We start from the raw sequence: 21934 nt of genomic DNA on the forward strand, positions 1-21934 counted from the left end.
TGGCTCTAGCCGAGCAGTTCACCGATGGCCGCGGACAACGTCAGCTTCACCAGGTTGGTGAGGCGGTCCGCATCGCCGCCGAGCGCCCGCCCGAGCCGGGCAGCGCCGGGCGCCATCTGCTCGCGCGCAGTGACGGCATCGCTGTCACCGCGTCCCCGCGCGGTCTGATAGGCCACTGACAACGCCGTCTGCCAGCACGCTGGCCATCCTGGCTGCGGCCCGTCGAAATGGGGCCAACGCAGGCTCACCGCGGCGTTGAGTTCGGGGAGCCGCTCGGCACCCGCCCACATCGGATCCGCCGCCAGAAAACGCACCTCACCACACTGGGCGGTCATCGCGGCAGCAGCACACAGCGGGCACGGTTGCAGCGAACTCCACAGCGTCCAACCACGATGGTCACCCGGTGCGATCTGGGCCAAAGCATTCACTTCCGCATGCGCCAACGCGGTGCCTGCCAACTGGCCAACCGGCCCCGAATGGTCGTGAAACCTACTGCGCCCCAGCGCTACCACCACGCCGTCACTATCTGTGATCGCTGCACCCACCGGCGGATTCCCCGCACAGAACGCCGCCCACCCCTCCTCCAGAGCTAGCCGCCACGGCAGCTCCAGCGCCAGCAGATCAGCGGATTCGCTCACGACACCGATGCTGGCACGCTCACACGAATCCTTCGTAGTGAACGAGGGGGAATTGGTGCTGGCATCGCCCGAGAGCCGCCCTGCACCAGTTCCCCCTCGACCGGGCGTTGGAACCGTTAGGCGGGCTGCTCGTCGGGCGAGGGGGTTGTGGCGATTGCGGTGGGGGTGGGGGAGCGGACGGGGAGTAGGGCGATCAGGCCTAGGGCCAGGACGAGGGTTAGGCCGATTATTCCTGCTCGGTCGTTGTCGAAGAACCAGACGAAGAGGCCGAAGAAGGTGGGGGCCAGGAAGGAGACGGCTCGGCCGGTGGTGGTGTAGAGGCCGAAGAGTTGGCCTTCGCGGCCGGGTGGGGCGAGGCGGGCGAGGAAGGAGCGGGCGGAGGATTGGGCGGGGCCGACGAAGACGGTGAGGAGGAGGCCGAAGATCCAGAACATCATGGGGCCGGAGACGGCGAGTAGGGCGAGGCCGCAGATGATCATGGAGACGAGGGAGACGACGATGACGATCTTCGGGCCGCCGCGGTCGTCGAATCGGCCGGCGACGATGGCGCCAAGGGCGGCAACGACATTGGCGGCGATGCCGAACAGGAGGACGTCGGAGTCGGCGATGTCGTATACCCGAACCGCAAGCACCGCACCGAAAGTGAACACGCCGGCGAGTCCGTCGCGGAAGATCGCGCTGGCGATCAGGAAGCCCGCGGTGCGCCGGTCGGCCGCCCACAGTTCGCGCAGGTCGCGTACCAATACTCGATAGGACGCGAAGAACCCGGCGTTGGCGGCGCCGGGATCGGCGTCGGTGCGCGGCAATTCGGGCACCGCGAACAGCACCGGCAGCGCGAACGCGGCGAACCATACCGCCGCCACGATGGCGACCAGTCGGATATTGAGCCCGTCGTCGGTGGGTATGCCGAGCACGCCGCGACTGTCACCGCTGCCGGAGATGAAGCCGAAGTAGCAGATCAGCAGCAGGAAGATGCCGCCGAAATAGCCCATGGACCAGCCGAATCCGGACACCCGGCCGACCGTCGCCGGTGTCGACACCTGACGCAGCATGGCGTTGTAGGGCACGCCGGCCAGTTCGAAGAACGCCGAGCCGAGCCCGAGCAGCACCAGTCCGAGCCACAGATAGTGGTAGTCGTCGTGCACGAAGAACATCAGCGTCATCGACCCGATGCAGAGCCCCGTCAAAACGGCAAGGGAGCGTTTACGTTTCGCGGACGCGTCGAACCACTGCCCGCTCACCGGCGCCGTCACCGCGACCACCAGCCCCGCGATCCCGAGTGCCCACCCCAACCATGCGCTCGGCGAAATCCCGCCGGGCAGATCGTCACCGACCTTGTCGGTCAGATATACCGAGAACACGAACGTCAGGATCACCGCGTTGAACGCCGACGATCCCCAGTCCCAGAACCCCCACGCCACCACGTGCCCGCGCCCGGCGGCCTGCCCCACCGTCGCCCGCGCGTCCACCTCACTCATGACTGCTCCTCGCAGGCGGTCGGCTCGGCGATGCGCGCTGCACCACACTTCGCTCACTCATTGCCGCGCAGCCTAGTGCGATTTCGCCCACCCAACGGGGTCAACGCCCGACACCAAACCCAAGGTATGCACTCAGTTGCATAGTACCGAGTGTCACGGCTACTCTGGCCGCATGGCCCTCGAGCACGCGTTGCTGGTTTCGCTGACCGAGCGGGCCGGCTCGGGGTATGAGCTGGCGCGCCGCTTCGACAAGTCCATCGGATACTTCTGGAGCGCGACGCATCAGCAGATCTATCGCGTGCTCAAGCGCATGGAGGAATCCGGCTGGCTGAACAGCGAGTCGGTGACCCAGGAGGGCAGGCCGGACAAGAAGGTGTACGCGGTGAGCGCGGCGGGCCGCGCCGAGCTGGCCCGCTGGATCGCCGAACCGTCCGACACCAGCACCCCGCGCAACGAGCTCGCGGTCAAGATCCGCGCCGCCGCGTACGGCGATATCGGCGCGCTGCGCACCGAGGTCGCCCGGCATCGCGACGAACACGCCCAGCGCCTCGAGGTGTATCGCCTCATCGAGAAACGCGACTTTCCGGCACCGGATCAGCTCTCCGGTACGGCTCTGCACCAGTACCTCGTCCTGCGCGCGGGCGTCCGCGTGGAGGCGGGGTTCGTCGAATGGTGCGACGAAGTTCTGCACGCCCTGCATCCGCCCGCGACAGCCCCGCGCGCGGATCGACCAACGGAGAAAGGTGAGACTCGCCGATGAGTTCCTACCCTCATTTATTCGAGCCTCTTGAACTCGGCTTCACCACCCTGCGTAATCGCGTGGTGATGGGGTCGATGCACACCGGTCTCGAGGACCGCGCGTGGGACACCAACAAGCTGGCCGCCTACTTCGCCGAACGTGCCCGCGGCGGTGTCGGTCTCATCATCACCGGCGGATACGCACCCAACCGCACCGGCTGGCTGCTGCCGTTCGGCGCCAAGCTGACCAACAAGTCCGAGGCCTACCGGCACCGCGCGATCACCAAGGCGGTGCACAAGGAGGGCGGCAAGATCGCCATCCAGATCCTGCACGCCGGTCGCTACTCCTATATGCCCGGCAGCGTTTCGGCGTCGTCGATCAAGGCGCCGATCAACCCGTTCCGGCCGCGCAAGCTCTCGGCCAAGGGTGTCGAGCAGACCATCGACGATTACGCGCGCTGCGCAAAGCTGGCCCAGTTCGCCGGATACGACGGCTGCGAAATCATGGGTGGTGAAGGCTATTTCATCAACCAGTTCCTCGCGCCGCGCACCAACAAGCGCACCGACAAGTGGGGCGGCTCGCCGGAGAACCGGCGCCGGATCGCGGTGGAGATCGTGCGCCGCACCCGCGCCGCGGTCGGGCCCGACTTCATCATCGTGTTCCGGCTCTCCATGGCCGAGCTGGTCGAGAAGGGCCAGACGTTCGACGAGATCGTCGCGCTGGCAAAGGAACTCGAAGCCGCGGGCGCGAACATCCTGAACACCGACATCGGCTGGCACGAGGCGCGGGTGCCCACCATCGTGACCTCGGTGCCGCGTGCGGCTTTCGTCGAGTTCACCGCGAAAATCACCGAGCAGGTGAACATTCCGGTGTGCGCGTCCAACCGGATCAACATGCCGGAGATCGCCGAGGAGATCCTGACTCGCGGTGACGCGCAACTGGTTTCGCTGGCCCGCCCGTTCCTCACCGACCCCGAGTGGGTCAACAAGGCCAAGCAGGACCGGGTCGACGAGATCAACACCTGCATCGCCTGCAACCAGGCCTGCCTGGACCACGCCTTCGTGCACAAGACGGTGTCCTGCCTGCTGAACCCGCGCGCCGGACACGAGACCGAGCTGAAGCTGCTGCCCACCCGGCGCACCAAGCGGGTCGCGGTCGTCGGCGCGGGCCCGGCCGGGCTGTCCGCGGCGGTCAACCTGGCCGAGCGCGGCCATCACGTCGACCTGTTCGAGGCCGACGACAAGATCGGCGGCCAGTTCGACATCGCTCGCCGCATTCCGGGCAAGGAAGAGTTCAACGAGTCGATCCGATACTACCGCCGCAAGCTCGAAATCACCGGCGTGACGGTGCATTTGAACAAGCGGGTGACCGCCGCCGAACTCATCGCCGCCCGGTACGACGAGGTGGTGCTCGCCACCGGCGTGAAGCCGCGCATCCCGAACATCCCCGGCATCGACCACCCGATGGTGCTGTCCTACGCCGAACTGGTCCGCGAGGAGCGCCCGGTCGGCAAGCGCGTGGCGGTGATCGGCGCGGGTGGCATCGGCTATGACGTCAGCGAATTCCTCACCGTCGAGGGACATCCCACGCTGAAGCTCGACGAGTGGAAAGAGGAGTGGGGCGTCACCGCCGACGACGAGCAGGTGCCCGGTCAGCTCGCCAAGCCGAAGCCCTCGCCCGCCGCCCGCGAAGTCGTGCTCCTGCAACGCAAGTCGACCCCGTTCGGTAAGGACCTCGGTAAGACCACCGGCTGGGTGCATCGCGCGGCGCTGAAGGCCAAGGGTGTCGATCACATCGGCGGCGTGAACTACGAGCGCATCGATGACAGCGGCCTGCACATCAGCTTCGGCGAGAAACGCCAACGCCCGCAACTGATCCCGGTCGACAACGTGATCATCTGCGCGGGCCAGGAATCCGTCCGCGATCTGGAGGACGACCTGCGTGCCGCGGGCGTGAACCTCTACCTCATCGGCGGCGCCGAACTCGCCTCCGAGTTGGATGCCAAGCGCGCCATCGATCAGGGCACCCGCCTGGCCGCTCGCCTCTGAAGCAGTGCTCGGTGTCGTTACCCGTTGCCGGGCAACGACACCGAGCCGCTGGGGCACAGGAACGGCGTGATGGTCGTGGGCGGATGGACAGCATTCGCGGCGCCACTGCCGACGACCGCCGCTGCGGCGATCATCGCGCCGGCCAGCGCGGCAACTCTGGAAAACTTCATGCCGATGAGCGTCGCGCCCGCATCTTTCACCGGCGTCTCAGCACGATTTCTCGCAGCTATCAGCCTCGATCACGACCGGTGCCAGCGTTCGACCACCTGAACCATCTGCGTGCCGAGGTAGTCGAGGTATCGGCTGATTTCGTCCAGCCGAGCGCCCGCAGGCGTCGTCACGCCGAGGAGTTCGGCCCCGCGACGGGCCGCCTCGACCCGCACTCCGGCAGCCCGGGCGAGGTTCAGCGTGGTCCGGTACCAGGTGTCGTCATCGATGCAGTACAGGTCGCGGCGTCGTGAATCACGTTCCCGGCGAATGAGATCCCGCTGCTCCAGCGCGCCGACGGCGGTGGAGATCGAGGCCGGGCTCACGTCGAGTTGCCGCACCAACTCGGCGGCGGTGAGACTGCCCGAATTAGCGAGGTGCAGACACGTCATGACCCGGGCTTGCATCCGGGGCATGCCGTCGAACACGAACAACTCGGTGAAGTGCGCCGCGAACTCGCGCACCGCATCGTTGTCGACCATGAATTCCGCTGATGCTGATGGCTGCACCGCGGCCGCGCTGCTGCGGCGGGCCCGCGCCGCGGTGGCCCGGTGCGCTCGGTCCGCGCGATAACGGCCGGGTCCGCCGTTCCGGGTCACCTCACGGCTGATCGTCGAGGCAGGCCGCTCGAGCTGGCGCGCGATCTGGGTGTAGCCCAGTCCGTCGGCCAGTCCGGCCGCAATGCATTCCCGCTCCTGCAGCGTGAGCCTGCCTCCTGGCATCGGGTCTCCTTCGGGATGCGTTCAGCGACATCTCATTGCATGTCGGGTGCCCGGCCTTTGCGTTCGACGGCAAGGTCATTGCACGGATGAAACCGAATGTACCTGCAGTAATCCAGTATTGCAGCGCGGTCTCCGTTGAGCAAACACTGAATGCAACCTAGCGTTCGGCGCATACTGAAAGTCGTGCGCCAGTGAGGAATCAATGACCGAGCCGCTGACCACCGTTGTCTCGTTGCCTACCGCTCGCCCCGCGGGCTGCCCCTTCGATCCACCCACCGGACTGGCGCGGATTCGTGAGCGGAATCCGTTGACCCGCATGATATTTCCGGACGGTCACCAAGGCTGGCTGGCCACCGGGCATGCCACCGTGCGCGCCGTCCTGGCCGATCCGCGCTTCAGCGCGCGACCCGAACTCATGCACTCCGCCTTGGCCGACCTCGGCCAACTGCCCCCGGCGCCACCAGGCGCCTTCCTCAACCTCGACGCCCCCGAGCACACCCGCTATCGAAAGCTCTTGGCGGGCAAGTTCACTGTCCGGCGGATGCGCCTGCTCACCGAGCGAGTCGCGCAGATCAGCACCGCATATCTCGACGCCATGGCACGAGCCGGTGGTCCGGTGGATCTGGTGGCCGCATTCGCCCATCCGGTTCCGGCGCTGATGATCAGTGAACTACTCGGTGTGCCCGAAGCCGATCGGGATCGTTTCCAACGCCTGGTGGCCGACCTGGTCGGCCAGCTGAACAATCTGGACGTCATGCCGGACGGACATGTCGAACAAGGCCTCATCACCTTCGAAGAGACCCAGGAATACCTGCGGGATCTGATCGCCGCCAAACGAGCCGAGCCGACCGATGATCTGCTCAGCGATCTGACCGCCACCAATCTCGCGGACGTCGAACTCGCCGGAGTGGCCGCACTATTGATGATCGGCGGATTCGAGACCACGGCGAATACGCTGACACTCAGTACTTTTGCGCTGCTGTGTCACCCGGAACAGCTGGCTGCGCTGCGCACCGATCCCGACCGCGCGGTCGAGGAGCTGCTGCGCTACCTGACTGTCGTCCACACCATGACCCGCTCTGCCCTTGCGGATGTCGAACTGGCCGGACAACTGATCAAAGCCGGTGAGACGGTGGCCCTTTCGCTACAGGCCGCCAATCGCGATCCAGCCGTGTTCGATCGTCCCGACAGCCTCGACCTACGACGTAATGCGCTGGGACACCTGGGCTTCGGCCACGGCATCCACCAGTGCCTCGGCCAGCAGCTGGCGAGGATCGAGCTGCGCACCGCGCTGCCCGCGTTGATGGCGCGGTTTCCCACCCTGCGTCTCGCCGTGCCCGCGGACGAGGTTCGGATGCGTCCGGACGGTATCGGCGTTCGTGGTGTGCGACGACTTCGGGTCACCTGGTAAAGCATTTCTCGACAGCGACCGCGCGCCGCTATGGTGGCCCGATGGGATCGGTCAAGCAGTTCCAAGTCACTTTCGACTGCGCAGAACCCGAGCGCGTCGCTCGTTTCTGGAGTGAGGTGTTGGGGTACGAGTATCAGGGTTCAGCAGCCATCGATCCCTCCGGAGTTGGCCCGCGCCTGTACTTTCAGCGCGTTCCCGAAGACAAGGTCGTCAAGAACCGGGTGCATCTCGATGTGCGGGTGGGCACCGGACTCGTGGGTGAACAGCGTCTGGCGGCACTCGAGGCCGAGTGCGTACGACTGGTCGCACTCGGCGCGGTACGGTGGGCAATTGCTGCGAGCCGATGGCGTCAACGAGTCGTGTCAGTTGATGCAGGATATCGAGGGCAACGAGTTCTGTCTCGACTGAGGGGGCGACGCTAGCGCTTCGGGATGCCGCTGTGCTCGGCGCCGACCATTACACCCATGAGCACCGCTGGTTCGTCGCCGTCGTTGCGCCAGGCATGCACCACGCCGTTGATCACCAGCCAGTCGCCGGGCTTCAGGTGAATCTCGTTGTCTTCCAAGATGAATGCCGATTCGCCGGACAATTGCAGCACACAGTCGACGGTCGCGCTGGCGTGCATGCCGGTGACGCCGGGGCGTGAGCCGTAGGTGCCCGGCGGGTTCGGGTCGACCAGGAAGCCGAGTTCGGCCAGGAGGTCCGGGTCGAACAGCTCGCTGTTGTCCGACAACGCATCTGGGTTGTACTTCGGGGGGAGGGCCATCTTGATGATCTTGACGCCGGTGGACGGCGGGAACTGTGCGTCGCCGACCTTCGGAGCGGTGCCGTCGTTCGGGAGTGCCACGGGGGCGTCGGCGGCCCAGATCGCCCAGCGCCCACCAAATTCCGGCGGCGACACGGAGGGTACCTGTTCGTCGTCGACCACGATGGCTTTGCCGGCGCTGTCGTGACCGGTGACGACACGGCGAATGGGTTCGTAAGCAGTCATGGCCTCACCTTGCTCGCGAGCCGATCCGGCCGCAAGTGAATATTGACCGACGGTCCAGTTGAATCATGGTGGGCTGCTGGGGACCCGGTCGCGCCTCGGCTATCGGTCGGGCCGTCGCGGTGCCGCATGGCCCGTGAGAGCGCGGTGAAACTCGCGTGAGACTGCCGCCGCAGAGACTTCGATGGTATTCATCCATCGGCCAAATACCGGGGGCATCAATGAAATCCTTGATCAACACTGTCGCTGCGGCGCAGTCGGCCACGCTGGCCTTGATCGCCGCAGCCGTCGCCACGACCACCATCGGCGCGGCCGGTCCCGCGCACGCCGAGTTCGCCTACTGGCTCATGTACAACCGGGGTACCGGTCAGTGCATGACCACCGAGAACGACCCGCACAACGGGATCGGCGGCACCGCCCGATTCGCCCCGTGCAACGCCGGCGATCGACGCCAGTGGTGGCTGCGCGCGACGACCGGACCGGACACGATCGCGTTCAGCACGCGCGAACTGACATCGCGGGGCAAACATCAATGCGTCGAAAATACTACGGGCGGTTGGGGTTTGGCCTTCCTTGCCGACTGTGACAGCGGAAACTACCGGCAGAACTTCACTCTGGAGTACGTCTTCTTCCCGGACGGCACGGCCAGCACCGTCTACAAGGCCGCGCTGGACACCCGCCGCCTCAGTGCTCCCTACGCGGCGGGCACCTCCTACGTCACGATCCGCAACGACTTCCCGAACGAGGACCCGCGGATGCAATGGGACCAGCTCGCCACGCCCTGACGTCCGAGGGCGCGCGATCAGCACATCGCGGGGGTGTGCTGATCGCGTCGAATAAGTAACCAATGGTTATCGATCCTCATGACTTGGCGAGATCGTGCTGCATCCCAGCCGGCGCATCGACCCGATCCGCCATGGTTCTGTTGTGGCACAACTCGGAATTTTAGTGAACCCGTCAGCTGAGCGGCATCTTTGGCATCTTGCCACCTACTCGTACTCGCGCAGTGAGAGAGATTCTGTGTCAGTTTCTCAAAGTCGGTCCATCACTCCGCTCAACTTGCTAAGTTAATGACTATTCTTCCATCGAACGGCGCGACTCGGCGCGAATCGCCGCCCCTGCGTCACCACGATGGCGTCTGGACTCAGCGAGGAGCAGCGACATGGATGGATTCAGCAGACGCAACGCATTGAAGGCAGGCGGCGCGTTGGGCGCGTTCGGCGCACTGGCAGCGGTATCCCCGGCCAGGGCGGAGCCGTGGACCTGGTCACCGAGCGGCTCGGTGGCAGGCAACGGATCCGGAGCCGATCCGATGACGGTATGGGACGCCGAGGCGGACCCCTTGGTCGCCGCACTGATCGACCGTGGCGATGTGCCGAGAGTGAACGACCTCTTGCGTACGTGGACCAGGAACGGTCAGCCGTTGCCTCCCGGATTGCCCACGGAGCTAAGGGATTTCATGGAGTACGCCCGCCAACTCCCGCAGTGGACCGATCAGGGCAAACTGGCCACCGCGGTCGAGTTCAACAAGAAGCGCGGCCTGTATCTCGGCGTGCTGTACGGCTTGGCCAGCGGCATGATGAGCACGGTCATTCCCAAGGAGGCGCGGGCGGTCTACTACTCCAAGGGCGGTCAGGATCTGAAGGACCGCATCTCCAAGACCGCGAAACTCGGCTACGACATCGGGACCGCGAATGCCTATGCGCCCGACGGCGAAATGGTCGTGACGTGTGTCAAGACCCGGCTGGTGCACGCCGCGGTGCGGCACCTGCTGCCGCAGTCGCCGTACTGGGTGCACTCCGCCGAGGAGGACGTGCCGATCAGCCAGAACGACATCATGGTCACCTGGCACAGCCTGCCGACGACCGTGATGAAGCAGCTGACGGCGTGGCAGGTGCCCATCCCCGGCAACGAGTCCGCGGCCTTCCTGCACTCGTGGCAGGTCTGCGCGCACCTGCTCGGCGTCCGCGACGAGTACATCCCCGACACGTGGGCCGCCGCCGATGCCCAGGCCGCGCAGGTGCTCGACCCGATTCTGCAGCCGACTCCCGAGGGCGTCGCGCTGGCCGACCGGCTGCTGCGACTCGGCGTGAATCTCGACCTCGCCGTGCTCAGCAAGCCGGTCCTCGGCGCGTTCACCCGATTCCTGCTCGGCGACAAGATCGCCGACGGGCTGGCCATCCCCAGGGAACCGGTCTGGGATCCGCTGCTCCGGGTGAGCTGGGGGCCGTTCATCGCGGTGCGCGAGGGCCTGCTGCCGGTGGTCCCGCTGGCGCCGGACGCCTACTGGCTGTTCGACGAGTTCCTCCGCCAGGCGGCGCTGATCTACCTGGCCGAACTGCGGCTGCCGATCAGCATCGAGATCCCGCAGCTGAACCGGGACATGAGCCAACCGCCGCGCTGATCCGCCGAAAACAATCGGCGGCGGGACCAAACCGCCGACGATGGCCACGCGAATCCCCCTTGCAATGCCGTTCCGGGACATCGGCGTCCCGGCACGTCATCGCCATGCCGCGCTAGGACAGCGACGTCCCGGTGTGTCATCGGCCACCGTGGCCGACCGTAAGCAAGCGAGAGGGGCTGCGACTTGAGAACACGGCGATCGACACGAAGGAGAACGCTGCACTGGGTGCTCGCCGGTGCGCTGGCCGCCGCGGGGCTGGTCGGCGCGGCAGGCGCCGCCACCGCGGAACCCAGCGTGGTTTCGGTGCAGGACGTGAACGACCGGCAACAGGTTGTCACGGTCTTTTCACCCGCGATGAACCGGCCGATCCCGGTGCAGATCATCCGCGCCGCGGACCGGGCAACATCCCGTCCGACGCTCTATCTGCTCAACGGCTCGGGCGGCGGTCCGAATGAGAGCGGCTGGGACGTGCAGACCGACGCCGTGAACTTCTTGAGCGGCAAAGACATCAACGTGGTGACTCCGTTCGGTGGCGCCAATTCGTATTACACCGACTGGATTCGCCCGGATGCCGTGCTCGGCTACAACAAGTGGCAGACGTTCCTCAACGACGAGTTGCCGCCGGTCATCGAGGGGTTTCTCGGTGCCAACGGCAATCGCGCGCTGGCGGGTGTATCCATGAGCGGCACCTCGGTGCTGAACCTGGCCATCGCGAAGCCCGGCTTCTGGAACAGCGTGGCGTCCTACAGCGGTTGCGCGCAGACCTCGGATCCCATCGGGCACGAATTCGTCCGGCTGACTGTCGAGAATTGGGGCGGCGGGCAAAGCGTCGAGAACATGTGGGGCCCGGCCAACGGCCCCCTCTGGCGCGACAACGATCCGTTGGTCAACGCCGAACGCCTGCGCGGAACCTCTGTCTATTTGAGTGCGGGCAGCGGCATTGCGGCCGCACCGCACGACACGCCCTTCGATCGGCGCGTGCAGGAGGGCCGGATTCCGCTGCCGGTGCAGATCGCGTTCGGCGGGCCGATCGAGGCGGCCATCCATTTCTGCACGGTGAACCTGACGAACCGGTTGCACGAGTTGAATATCCCGGTGACCTTCGACGATCGGCCGGTCGGTACTCATTCGTGGGGTTACTGGGAGGACGATCTGCGCACGTCCTGGCCGTTCCTGGCGCAGTCGATCGGCAGCCGGTGAACTGAGACCGATACCGATTCGGGCTTGGCAGCGCCGCCATGCTCGTTTCGGGTTCAGTTGTCCTTCGCTCGCATCTCAGCGGCCGCGCCGTGATAGAAGTACGTGCCCAAACCCACGGTGAAGACCAGGATTCCGTAGACCGAATGCTCGACGGACGCGGTGAACAGCGACTGCGTCTGCTGATACCGGACCGCGAAGATCGCGCCACCGAGCCCGCTCAACAGCACCGAGATCCAACTGCCGAACACGATGTGCACGTAGGCGAAGGCGGCCGCACTCGCGACCACTATCCCGGTGCCGTCCCCGAAGGCGGGCGCGTACCGGTGGAACAGGAACGACCGGAAGATCAACTCCTGCGGATACACGCTCAGCGCGGGATACAACACCATCACCGCCAGCCACAGCACCGGATTGTTGCGCGGCAGATCGAAGAGGTTCTTGCGCCGCAGCAGCGCCACCGCCGCGGTGAGCGCGAGCGCGCTCGAACCCGCCAGCGTCGCCATCGATCGTGTTTGCGCGGGAAACGCCTGCGGCCGCCACAACGCCGCCCGGTCGAAGTCGGGCGATCGTCGCAGATAACCGGTCGCGAGCGCCGCCCCCGCCGCCAGCGCCGGGATGGGACTGGTACCGCGCAGATAGCGGTTGTAAACCGTTGCGCCACCGAAGAACAGCGCCGCGTACTCCGCGGTCAGATACCCGCGCCGCCACCGCCGAATCCGCACCTCCCCAACCCTAGTGCCCGCGATGGCGGGTCGCCCGCCGAGCTTCGTCTTCGAACTCCGCGACGGGCTGATCAATCGCGTCCGCGAATACCTGGACACCGCCCGCGGCCACCAGATGATCTTCGGTCAACCGAATCGGCGCTGACCACCACGGCGCGGCGGATCACGCCTCGCGTCCCGAACCTCGACCGGCACGACTGGCTAGCATCGGGCGTATGGCACTTTCGTACGTGGTGACCGGTGGCGGGCGGGGGATCGGACGGGGAATCGTGGCCCGGCTGCTCGGCCGGGACAACGTCGTGGTCGCCGTCGAACGTGACGCCGAGGCACTGGAATGGGCTGGGGGCCGGGTGATTCCGGTGCTCGGTGATGCCTCGTCCGAGGCCGTCGCCGAGCAGGCCGCCGATATCGCGCAGCAGGCGGGCACGTTGACCGGCTGGGTGAACAATGCGGCCGTATTCCGTGATGCCTCAGTGCATTCCGACTCCGCCGAAGGTGTCGTCGATCTGATCACCGCCAACCTGGCGCCTGCGGTCGTCGGCTGCGCCACCGCCGTTCGCCGGTTCCTGAACGCCGAAACCCCCGGTGCGATCGTGAATATCACCTCGCATCAGGCGCAACGAGCCGTGCCGGGCGCGCTGCCGTACAGCACCGCGAAGGCCGCGATCGAGGGACTCACCCGCGCGCTGGCAGTCGAGTACGGCTCGAAGGGGATTCGGGTTAACGCCGTGGCACCCGGCTCGGTCGCGACCGAGCGCTATGCTGAATTCCTTGCGGCCCTTGATCCTTCGGTGGCGGCCAAGGTGGAACGACAGATGGCGGAACTGCATCCGATCGGCCGGGTGGCGACCATCGATGAGGTGGCGGCGGCCGTGGCGTATCTGCTTTCGGCGGACGCGAGTTTCGTCAATGGTGCGGTGCTGCCGGTGGACGGCGGTCGCTCGGTGCTGGCGCTCGATCCCGAGGCCCGCTGAGCGCTACCGCTCCTTCGGTGGCCACCATGCGCCCATGCCCAGCGAGATCAATCGCATCTGCTGCACGGTGCGGTCGATGATGCTGTCTTGTTCACGCGGTGGCGCCGAGATGTAGGCGACGATGCCGTCGGTGACCGTCGCGACCAGCAGATCGGCGGCGATCTCCAAGTCCGCGGGCGCCCACGAGTCGAGGGCGGGGATGCGGGAGAGGTCGGCGACCAGTTCGCGGACGATCAACTGGAGTTCCAGCGCAATGGATTTGCGTAGTGCGGCGGATCCGCCGTGGCGTTCGCGGGTCAGGAAGCCGAACAGTTCCCGCTTCGGGTCGACCTGCGTGAACACGAATCGCACTGTGTCGGACAGGCTTGCGTCGGGTTTGCGACGCACCTCGCGCAGCGCGAGCCGCAACGCGGTGATGCCGTCGTCGACCAGTTGTGCGCCCAGGTCGTCCAGTGACGCGAAGTGCCGGTAGAAGGCGGTCGGCACGATGCCCGCCGAGCGGGCGATCTCGCGCAGGCTCAGCGCGGCGAACCCACGGTCGGCGGCCAGCGCCAGGGTGCCGTCCAGTAGGGCCTGTCGCGTGCGCTCCTTGCGCTCGCCTCGAGTTGCTGCCTGCTCGCTCATCACGGTGAGCATACATCCGTTCACCATTTCGCCGATCCCAAAATGTAGTTCGTGTCACATGTTTTGCCGGTTGACACCGGACCCTGGTCATCGGTCACACTAGTTGAGTGTACAGACGTGCACTGAAATTGGAACGCAACGTCGCGGGTCCTCCGCCAGTCGAACAGCCCCGACCTGAGGCACCCCGACACGAGGCACGGAGAACAGATGGTGGATCTCATCAACCTGGTGCAGACCCTGACCACGCCACATCCGCTGGACCGGTACCTGGAACTCGTGCGCCCCACGCTCACCGCGCGGGAGATGCGCGCCGAGATCACCCAGGTGGACCGCTCGGTCCCCGGTTCGGTGACGCTCACCCTGCGCCCGACCCGGCAATGGAAAGGCCACGCCGCCGGGCAGTACGTCCAGATCGGCGTGGTGATCAACGGTGTCCGCCACGCCCGCTGCTATTCGCCGGTCGATCCGGCGAGCGGCCGGAGCAGGTATATCCAGCTCACCGTCAAGGCGCATCCCGACGGCCTGGTATCGCTGTTCCTCGCGCGCAACGCCGCGCCGGGCATGGTGGTCGATCTGGCACCGGCCGCCGGCGCCTTCCGGCTGCCCGACCTGCGCCCGGACCGGGTGCTGCTGATCAGCGGCGGCAGCGGCATCACGCCGGTGCTGTCGATGCTGCGCACCCTGGCCGACGAGGGCTACCCGGGTGAGGTCGTCTTCCTGCACTACGCGAAATCGCCCGAGGTGGTGCCGCACCGCGCGGAACTCGACGCGATCGCGCGGCGGCATCAGAACTTCCGCATCGAGCTGCGGCATCCGTGGCGGTCCGATACCGCCAGGGCTGACGCGACGGCGCCGTGGGTCGATGTGGCGCTCGTGCAATCCAGCGGGTACTTCGACTACGACGAGCTGGAGCGGGTGGCGCCGTGGTTCGCCGACGCGCACACCTACGTCTGCGGCCCGCAGTCGCTGATGGACGCGGTGCGCAAGATCTATGCGGCCGAGCAGTTGGAAGATCGGCTGCACACCGAGGAATTCACGCTTTCGCTCACGCCGATCAACGCCGACGACGTCTTCGGCACCGTGAGCTTCTCGGCCAGCGGCATCGCCGCGGACAACAACGGCGCGCCCCTGCTGGAGCAGGCCGAATCCGCCGGTCTCAGCCCGGCATACGGCTGCCGGATGGGAATTTGCTTCTCCTGCACCGCGGTTCGCCGCACCGGTTGCACCCGCAACCTGCGCACCGGCGAAACCGACAGTGACCCGGATCAGCCCATCCAGCTCTGCATCAACGCCCCCGTGGGCGACGTCGACATCGACATCTGACTAACAAAGGATTCATCGCAATGACAATCCTGACCGAAACCGAAGACGGCCCGCTGGTATTGAGCCCGGACCAGATCGAAGAACTCGGCAAGGCGCTCGACGAGCTGCGCGCCAAGGTCGTCGCCGACCTCGGCGATCGCGACCGCGAATACCTGTACTCGATCATCAAGGCGCAGCGGGGCTTCGAGATCGCCGGGCGCGGCCTGATGTACCTCGGCTTCCTGCCGCCGGTCTGGCTGGCCGCGGTCGCCGCGCTGAGCGTGTCGAAGATCCTGGACAACATGGAGATCGGCCACAACGTCATGCACGGCCAGTACGACTGGATGCGTGAGCCAGGCCTGAATTCCCGTGTCTTCGAATGGGATACGGTCTGCCCGGCGGACCAGTGGAAGCACTCGCACAACTACATCCACCACACCTTCACCAACATCCACAACAAGGACCGCGACATCGGCTACTCCATCCTGCGGATGGACGAGAGCCAGTCGTGGAACCCGCTGCGCCTGGGTCAGCCGCTGTACGCGTTTGCGCTGATGATGCTGTTCGAGTGGGGCGTGATGGCGCACGACCTGGAGGTCGAGAATGTGGTGCGCGGCAAGCGATCTTGGGCCGATATCAAGCGCACCGTGCTCGGCCAGGTGAAGAAGGCGAGCAAGCAGGCGCTCAAGGATTACCTGATCTTCCCGGCGCTGACCGGCCCGCTGTTCGTCAGTACGCTCGCGGGCAACGTGACCGCGAACCTGGTCCGCAACGTGTGGGCCTACTCGATCATCTTCTGCGGTCACTTCCCCACCGGCGTACAGACGTTCACCGAAGAGGAGACCGCCGAGGAGACCCGCGGCGAGTGGTACATCCGGCAGATGCTCGGCTCGGCCAACATCACCGGCGGCAAGCTGTTCCACATCATGTCCGGCAATTTGTCGCACCAGATCGAACACCACCTGTTCCCGGACATCCCGGCCGCGCGCTATCCGGAGATCGCGCCGGAGGTTCGCGCATTGTGCGAAAAGTACGGACTCCCGTACAACACGGGTTCGTTCAGCAAGCAGATCGGCTCGGTCTGGTGGAAGATTTGCAAGCTCGCGTTGCCGCCCAGCTTGGTCAAGAGCGAATCGTCTCCCGGTGTTATCGTGATGCGTCAGCGAAAGGCAAGCGAAGTGGGCGTGTGAATGATCGGGAAATTCGAAAGCAACAAGGATCTCATTCAAGAATTGACGTCCTCGGGTGCGAAGCATGTCGGCAATATCGCCGGCATCATCGCGGGCACCGTCGCGGAGGTCACCAAGGAGATCGGTGAGTGGTTCACCGACGCGATCGAGATGAAGGAAGCCGCCGACGCCGCCCGGCGCGACGCCGCGGCGCAGCAGGACCTGGATCTCGATCGTGACGATGATCCGGCACCCCCGGCGCCGAAGCCGACGGTGAGCACCGAGGCGCCGTTCGTCGACGCCGAGGTGGTCGAGCCGGGAGTCGACGAGAACCGCTGATCACCACACCGGCAGCCTGCGCCGGTGCTCGGTGACGTCGGTGATCAGATCCCGATAGCCGTCGGTCAGTTCGGCGAGCCTGCACCACTGCAGGTGGGCTTCCCCGTCCACCTGCACCGGGTGCGCCCGCTGCTGCGGGGTTCGCCGCAAAGCTCGTTGTGCCGCAATCCATTTCGCCGCTAGTCGATCGATCACCGCGCCGAGCGTCTCGGTATGCAACGAGGCGCCGCCGCGGTGCTCGACATTGTCGGCCACCCAGGTGTCGATGCGCCCGACCAGTTCGGCCCGATGCCCGTCGATGTCCTCGACCAGCAGGCTGCACGCCGCGACCCGCCCCTCGGCGGCGTCCGGCGCGTGCGCCGCTTCGATCGCCTTGTTTCTTCGCTCGTGACATTCGACGAGTTGCCGCGCGGCACTGAGCACGCTGTGCCGGTTGCGGTTCGGGTCGTCGGGTTCGCGGAACGCGCGCAATAGTTCGGCAGGCGGTGGTAACTCTTCGGTTCCGATACGGACAGCTACGTATTCGGTCGGCATGTGCGTACACCCCTGCGGTAACGATTACATTCTGGATGCGCCAGGGCCGAGGGGGATTTCGGGGAGGGGCACCCCTCGGCTCCGGCGCAGCCCCGCGCTCGGACGCCACCCCCACAGTCCACCAGCACGGCAAAGTAACCGGGAAATCCGCGACGATGCGATGAGGAAGACGTCCCGAGAAATCGGGACCCTTTCAGGAAAGCGCGGTTGCCGAATCGGCGCAATAGTATGGTGTACAAATCTGTGCGCAGCTGGTAAATCGTTATGATCCGTTACGGGTAGGTCACGTGCGTGCACCGTCGGTATTACCGACAAGGTCAAGTGGGCGCACGAGTAGCTACCGGTTCGGCGCGGCGGCTGCGCGGGGTCGTTCGATCGACTAGCCTCGACGTTCGTGCCCGCCTACGTGTCATCGCCCGAGCTGACATTCGGGTTCATGTTCGCGCTGGAAGACCCCGAGCGAATCGGTGAGGTCGTGCGCACGCTCATCGTTCGCAAGACCATATCGGTCTTCCGTCTGGCCCGGCTCTCCGACGACGACGGACCGCCGGAGCGTTATGTGGTGAACTGGGCCGTCATACCGCAGATTTCGATCACCACCGCGGCGCCGGAACCCGATGAACTACAGGCGCAAGGCATCATGCTCGTCAACGCATTCCTTAGTGAGGATGGCGAAGTGAGTTTGTATTCGGCGCAGGGGACCGGTCCCGGCTAAGCGTCCCATTCCGGAACGCCGAACAGCGCCATGGTGATCTGGTACAGGTGTGCACCGAGCGCCGGTAGTGCCTGCGGGCCAGGGCCTTCCAGGCAATCGCGAATGCGATCGTCGACCGCGCCGATGAGGGCGTCGAAGATATCCGTCGGAATGTCCACCGGGATATCGCCCTCGCCGCGGCCGATCCGGAAGGCCGCGCGCATGCGGTGGGCGAGCAGCGTTTTCATCTGACGGCGCTGCTCGGCGACGATCGGCCCGGCGACCAGGCATTCGATGTGCAGCGCGCGGGCGTAGATGCCGTTCTCGGCCAGGACATGCAGATAGGTCTCCAGCGTGGTGTGGATGAGTGCGCGCCATTCCGAGCGCGGCATCGCCTGCACGCTCTTGTCGAGCTCGCCCAGTACCAGCTCGACCGCGGCCTCGAAGGCCTCGGTGAAACAGTCGTCCCGGCCGCGGAACAACTGGTAGAAGGTGCGCCGCGAGACGTTCGCGCGGGCCACGATATCGCCGACAGTCGTTTCGCCGTAACCTCTTTCGGCGACGGCCTCCAGCACGCCGAGGTACATCCGCATGCGCTGCGAGTGCGCCACCGCCTCCGGCGTCATGCCGTGTGTGCCGCGTGGCAGACGGCCGCGATCGACGCCGGCTTCCAATCCCATCTTTTGACAATAGTCGCTCGCGGACAGTGACCGGGGTCATACTTGCCCATTCGATGTGGTCCCCGTTACTCTCACATCCACGATAGGTACGCCAGTGTTTCTAAGTACGTAGCAAGGGGTCGAGGTCGATGAGGACAGTTCGCCGCGCGTTGAGCAGGGTCGGGATCCTGGCGATTGCGACCGCCATGACCGCGCTATGGGTGGTGCCGAGCACGGCCACCGCCGAGTCGCCGCCGGACGGCGGCGACCTGGGCCGGGCGTGGACCGCCGCGCACGACGGCCCGGCGAAGTACCCCGGCCCGGTGCATATCGACTTCGACGTGCCGATCACCATGAGCGATGGAACGGTCTTGAAGGCCAACATCTATCGGCCGGTCGACGCCGCGGGCCGGATCGTGGACGAGCCGCTGCCCACCATCATCAACCTGACGCCCTACACGAAATTCGTGTCGCTGATCGCGGACATCGCCCTCAACATTCCCGTGCTGTCGGACGCGTTGATCCAGCTGGTCAACCGGTTCGACTTCAGCGGCACACCGTTCGACTCGATCACCGATCTGACCAAGGCGCTGGCGGGCGGCGCGCCGCGCGCGTTCGGCGCGGATCGCACGCTGGTGCAGCATGGCTACACCTACATCGTGGCCGACGTGCGCGGCACCGGATATTCGCAGGGCTCCTGGCAATTCTTCCAGAGCAGGGAGAACCAGGACACCCTGGAAATGATCGACTGGGCGAGCAAGCAGCCGTGGTCGGACGGCAATATCGGCATGTCCGGTATCTCCTACTCCGGTATCAACCAATTCAAGGCGGCCGAACAGAATCCGCCCGCTTTGAAGGCGATTTTTCCGATCGAGGGCAGCACAGACACACTCACCGATGTCGCCTTCCCCGGCGCCGGACTCGGTTTGTTCGGCCCGCTGTACATCGCGGGGGTCGACCTCATCTCGAACTTCCCGGACCCGGTCGGCATCGCGCTGGGCCACCTGGACTACCAATGGCTGCTGGACCGGGTGGCCACGCCGCTGGAATTCTTCGATTACATCCTGATGGCGTTGTCGCTCAACGTGGATTCGGTGCCGCAGCCGTTGCAGGACCAGCTGCTGCCCGGCAGCTCGCTGCGGTCGGCGTTCACCGACGGACATCCGGAGCGGATTCAGGTGCCCACCTTCGCCTATGGCGGCTGGCAGGACATCTTCGCCTCGTCCACTGCCCGCTCGTTCTCCGACATTCCGCTGCCGCCCGAGCGCAAAAAACTGATCATGGGCGACACCTATCACTTCAATCCCGGCTCCGGCCTGGGTGATCCCGGCAAGCCGCCGCGACTGGACGTGCTCCAAATGGCCTGGTACGACAAGTGGCTCAAGGGCATCGACAACGGCATCGACCAGTACGGGCCGGTCGCGCTCCGGCAGCAGGGCGGCGGCTGGACCACCACGTCGTCGTTCCCGCGCCCGGACGTGGATTACCAGCGCATGTATCTCTCGCCCGCCATCAGCGGCACCGCGACCAGCGTTTACGACGGCTCGCTCACCGCGCAAACCCCCGAGGGCGCAGCACAATTGACGGTCTCGCCGGTGCAGGGCCTCACCTCGCTGTGCTCACGCGACGCCGCGGTCGAATCCGCAGGCGCCATCAGCCTGGCCAATTTCTGCGGCCGGGACGACCGTATCCACGAGCTCGGCGGCCTCACCTTCACCGGTGCGCCGGTCGGCGAGCCGACGGTGCTGTCCGGCCCGATCAACGTGCACCTCAACACGAAGTACGACAACATCGAGGGCTACTGGGCGGTGACCGTGAATGATGTTGCGCCCAACGGGCAGTCGACGGTGCTGGCCAGCGGTCAGCTCGCCGCCTCGATGCGCGCGGTGGACGAGGACAAGAGCACGAAGGACGCCGACGGCGACTACACGCACACCGTGTACAGGCTGACCCTCGCCGATCGGCAGCCGCTGGTGCCCGGCCGGCCGACCACGCTCGACGTCGCGGTCAACCCGGTCGACGCGGTGCTGCAGCCGGGACATCGGCTGCGGGTGAACGTCTTCGCGAGCAACTTCCCGCGCGGCTTCCTGCCGCCGCCGCTGCTCTTCGACGGCGGCATCCTGAATTCGGTTGCCCCGCAACACCTTGTGCTCGACCCGTCGGCGCCCAGCTTCGTGAACGTGCCGCTGAGCAGGCCGCTGGGTTAACCGCGCACGACGGCCCGGAGCACGTGCGGGCCGGGGCGCTCCGGAGTTTTCGCCGGAGCGCCCGTGTAGCGGATCGTGGCGGCGGCGAGGCCGAGATCCTCGACCACGTCGAACCCGTCGTGCTGCAGTTCGGCGGCCATCTCCGGCGGGGTGAAGAAACTGCGCCAGCGTTCGTTGATCTGCGAGAGGCGCTGCTTGCGGAACTCCGCGGCGGCGTGTTCCTCGGGCGTGGCGGGGATCACCGGCTCGGCGTAGTCGAGGACCAGCTGGCTGCCCGCGGTCATGCTACCGAGGTAGCGCAGCGTCGAGGTGATGGCGGGGCGGGTGAGGTAGACGGTGACGCCGAGCCAGGTCACGAAGGCGGGCCGGGCCGGATCGAAATCCGTTGCGGCGACGACCTCGTCGAGGGTTTGGTGTTCGAAGTCGATCGGCACGTAGGTGATCGAGGGTGGCACCGGAATGTCGGCCTCGTGCAACCTTTTCCGCTTCCACGCCTGGGTGTCGGGGTGGTCGATCTCGAAGACCCGCAGTCGCGGGTGTGGATTCCGGTAGGCGAAGGTGTCCAGCCCGGCGCCGAGGATCACCGCCTGCTCGGTGCCCGCGGCGACCGCCTCGGCGAGTGCGTCCTCGGCGAATCGCGATCGGGCGGCGACCAATAGCCGGATCCGGCCGTCGGTGTCCCGGTCGAAGAAGGAGTCGGTGAGCGCGGGCATGCCGCCGATGATCGGCACGGCGAGCGGGTCGTGGAAGATCCGGCCCGCGTCGGACACTTGGTGATGTGCGCGGTAGACGGCAGCGCCGAGCGCGGTGCGGCTCGGTTCCCCGGTCTGCATAGGGCATCCCCTTCCAGGCTGGGGTCGAGCCTACCGGGCGAT

The 21934-nt window shown here is 66.1% G+C and carries 23 protein-coding genes and 1 pseudogene; 14 read left to right on the plus strand and 10 right to left on the minus strand.

Annotation, left to right across the window (positions count from 1 at the left end; translation table 11 throughout):
• Positions 1-5 precede the first annotated feature (5 nt).
• Complete coding sequence (locus ABZ942_RS40390) at positions 6-638, minus strand: nucleoside deaminase (protein ID WP_357391548.1); 633 nt, start codon at positions 636-638, stop codon at positions 6-8.
• Between the two features lie 116 nt (positions 639-754).
• Entirely contained in the window at positions 755-2116 is a 1362-nt protein-coding gene (locus ABZ942_RS40395; RefSeq protein WP_357391549.1) for an MFS transporter, read from the minus strand.
• Between the two features lie 172 nt (positions 2117-2288).
• On the opposite strand from ABZ942_RS40395, the gene ABZ942_RS40400 reads away from it, so the two are divergent.
• Together ABZ942_RS40400 and ABZ942_RS40405 are read left to right on the plus strand one after the other, a co-directional pair.
• Positions 2289-2876, plus strand: coding sequence for a PadR family transcriptional regulator (locus tag ABZ942_RS40400; RefSeq protein WP_357391550.1), 588 nt, complete (start codon positions 2289-2291; stop codon positions 2874-2876).
• On the plus strand, positions 2873-4903 hold the full coding sequence (locus ABZ942_RS40405; RefSeq protein WP_357391551.1) for an NADPH-dependent 2,4-dienoyl-CoA reductase: 2031 nt from the start codon (positions 2873-2875) through the stop codon (positions 4901-4903). Before ABZ942_RS40400 ends, ABZ942_RS40405 begins: the two co-directional genes overlap by 4 nt.
• Positions 4904-4920: 17 nt before the next feature.
• On the opposite strand, the gene ABZ942_RS40410 is transcribed toward ABZ942_RS40405, so the two are convergent.
• Positions 4921-5073, minus strand: a complete 153-nt coding sequence (locus tag ABZ942_RS40410; protein WP_357391552.1) for a hypothetical protein — start codon at positions 5071-5073, stop codon at positions 4921-4923.
• A gap of 69 nt (positions 5074-5142) precedes the next feature.
• Positions 5143-5832 carry a helix-turn-helix domain-containing protein gene (locus tag ABZ942_RS40415; RefSeq protein ID WP_357391553.1) on the minus strand — a complete coding sequence of 230 codons (690 nt, stop codon included), beginning with the start codon at positions 5830-5832 and terminating at the stop codon, positions 5143-5145.
• Between the two features lie 202 nt (positions 5833-6034).
• On the opposite strand from ABZ942_RS40415, the gene ABZ942_RS40420 reads away from it, so the two are divergent.
• Together ABZ942_RS40420 and ABZ942_RS40425 are read left to right on the plus strand one after the other, a co-directional pair.
• A complete protein-coding gene (locus ABZ942_RS40420) occupies positions 6035-7243 on the plus strand; it encodes a cytochrome P450 (RefSeq protein WP_357391554.1) in 1209 nt (402 codons plus the stop codon).
• A gap of 41 nt (positions 7244-7284) precedes the next feature.
• Positions 7285-7651 (plus strand): annotated as a pseudogene (locus ABZ942_RS40425) (VOC family protein).
• A 10-nt stretch (positions 7652-7661) separates the two neighbouring features.
• Here ABZ942_RS40425 and ABZ942_RS40430 read toward each other — a convergent pair.
• The gene (locus ABZ942_RS40430; RefSeq protein ID WP_357391555.1) at positions 7662-8234 is read right to left on the minus strand and encodes a cupin domain-containing protein; all 573 of its coding nucleotides are present in this window, start codon (positions 8232-8234) and stop codon (positions 7662-7664) included.
• A 218-nt stretch (positions 8235-8452) separates the two neighbouring features.
• Between ABZ942_RS40430 and ABZ942_RS40435 the strand changes: the two genes are divergently transcribed.
• The 3 genes from ABZ942_RS40435 to ABZ942_RS40445 all read left to right on the plus strand — a co-directional run bounded on the left by ABZ942_RS40435 (position 8453) and on the right by ABZ942_RS40445 (position 11835).
• Positions 8453-9016, plus strand: coding sequence for a hypothetical protein (locus tag ABZ942_RS40435; protein WP_357391556.1), 564 nt, complete (start codon positions 8453-8455; stop codon positions 9014-9016).
• 377 nt (positions 9017-9393) lie between these two features.
• Entirely contained in the window at positions 9394-10635 is a 1242-nt protein-coding gene (locus ABZ942_RS40440) for an oxygenase MpaB family protein (RefSeq protein ID WP_357391557.1), read from the plus strand.
• Between the two features lie 183 nt (positions 10636-10818).
• Entirely contained in the window at positions 10819-11835 is a 1017-nt protein-coding gene (locus ABZ942_RS40445; protein ID WP_357391558.1) for an alpha/beta hydrolase family protein, read from the plus strand.
• Positions 11836-11888: 53 nt separating this feature from the next.
• Here ABZ942_RS40445 and ABZ942_RS40450 read toward each other — a convergent pair whose 3' ends face one another.
• A complete protein-coding gene (locus tag ABZ942_RS40450; protein ID WP_357391559.1) occupies positions 11889-12557 on the minus strand; it encodes a CPBP family intramembrane glutamic endopeptidase in 669 nt (222 codons plus the stop codon).
• Positions 12558-12579: 22 nt separating this feature from the next.
• Between ABZ942_RS40450 and ABZ942_RS40455 the strand changes: the two genes are divergently transcribed.
• Together ABZ942_RS40455 and ABZ942_RS40460 are read left to right on the plus strand one after the other, a co-directional pair.
• The gene (locus tag ABZ942_RS40455; protein ID WP_357391560.1) at positions 12580-12702 is read left to right on the plus strand and encodes a hypothetical protein; all 123 of its coding nucleotides are present in this window, start codon (positions 12580-12582) and stop codon (positions 12700-12702) included.
• Between the two features lie 70 nt (positions 12703-12772).
• Positions 12773-13531, plus strand: coding sequence for an SDR family oxidoreductase (locus tag ABZ942_RS40460; protein ID WP_357391561.1), 759 nt, complete (start codon positions 12773-12775; stop codon positions 13529-13531).
• A gap of 3 nt (positions 13532-13534) precedes the next feature.
• Here the strand turns inward: ABZ942_RS40460 and ABZ942_RS40465 are convergent, their stop codons facing one another.
• Entirely contained in the window at positions 13535-14155 is a 621-nt protein-coding gene (locus ABZ942_RS40465) for a TetR family transcriptional regulator (protein ID WP_357391562.1), read from the minus strand.
• A 207-nt stretch (positions 14156-14362) separates the two neighbouring features.
• Between ABZ942_RS40465 and ABZ942_RS40470 the strand changes: the two genes are divergently transcribed.
• From ABZ942_RS40470 to ABZ942_RS40480, 3 genes are read left to right on the plus strand one after another with little or no spacing between them, the layout of a single operon-like run.
• Complete coding sequence (locus tag ABZ942_RS40470) at positions 14363-15478, plus strand: FAD-binding oxidoreductase (protein ID WP_357391563.1); 1116 nt, start codon at positions 14363-14365, stop codon at positions 15476-15478.
• Positions 15479-15498: 20 nt separating this feature from the next.
• The gene (locus tag ABZ942_RS40475) at positions 15499-16647 is read left to right on the plus strand and encodes an acyl-CoA desaturase (RefSeq protein WP_357391564.1); all 1149 of its coding nucleotides are present in this window, start codon (positions 15499-15501) and stop codon (positions 16645-16647) included.
• The gene (locus ABZ942_RS40480) at positions 16648-16965 is read left to right on the plus strand and encodes a hypothetical protein (protein ID WP_357391565.1); all 318 of its coding nucleotides are present in this window, start codon (positions 16648-16650) and stop codon (positions 16963-16965) included.
• Here ABZ942_RS40480 and ABZ942_RS40485 read toward each other — a convergent pair whose 3' ends face one another.
• Positions 16966-17499 carry a DUF4254 domain-containing protein gene (locus ABZ942_RS40485; protein ID WP_357391566.1) on the minus strand — a complete coding sequence of 178 codons (534 nt, stop codon included), beginning with the start codon at positions 17497-17499 and terminating at the stop codon, positions 16966-16968. It lies immediately after the preceding gene.
• 394 nt (positions 17500-17893) lie between these two features.
• Between ABZ942_RS40485 and ABZ942_RS40490 the strand changes: the two genes are divergently transcribed.
• Positions 17894-18214, plus strand: coding sequence for a hypothetical protein (locus ABZ942_RS40490; RefSeq protein ID WP_357391567.1), 321 nt, complete (start codon positions 17894-17896; stop codon positions 18212-18214).
• Here the strand turns inward: ABZ942_RS40490 and ABZ942_RS40495 are convergent.
• The gene (locus ABZ942_RS40495; protein WP_357391568.1) at positions 18211-18873 is read right to left on the minus strand and encodes a TetR/AcrR family transcriptional regulator; all 663 of its coding nucleotides are present in this window, start codon (positions 18871-18873) and stop codon (positions 18211-18213) included. The two genes, ABZ942_RS40490 and ABZ942_RS40495, sit on opposite strands and share 4 nt — an antisense overlap.
• Positions 18874-19001: 128 nt before the next feature.
• Here ABZ942_RS40495 and ABZ942_RS40500 point away from each other — a divergent pair, with 128 nt between their 5' ends.
• On the plus strand, positions 19002-21059 hold the full coding sequence (locus tag ABZ942_RS40500; RefSeq protein WP_357391569.1) for a CocE/NonD family hydrolase: 2058 nt from the start codon (positions 19002-19004) through the stop codon (positions 21057-21059).
• Here ABZ942_RS40500 and ABZ942_RS40505 read toward each other — a convergent pair.
• Positions 21056-21892: a class I SAM-dependent methyltransferase gene (locus ABZ942_RS40505; protein ID WP_357391570.1), complete on the minus strand. Its 837-nt coding sequence runs from the start codon at positions 21890-21892 to the stop codon at positions 21056-21058. The genes ABZ942_RS40500 and ABZ942_RS40505 overlap by 4 nt on opposite strands.
• Positions 21893-21934 lie beyond the last annotated feature (42 nt).

Origin of the sequence: Nocardia sp. NPDC046473 (genome assembly GCF_040645995.1) — a bacterium.
Classification (GTDB): Bacteria; Actinomycetota; Actinomycetes; order Mycobacteriales; family Mycobacteriaceae; genus Nocardia.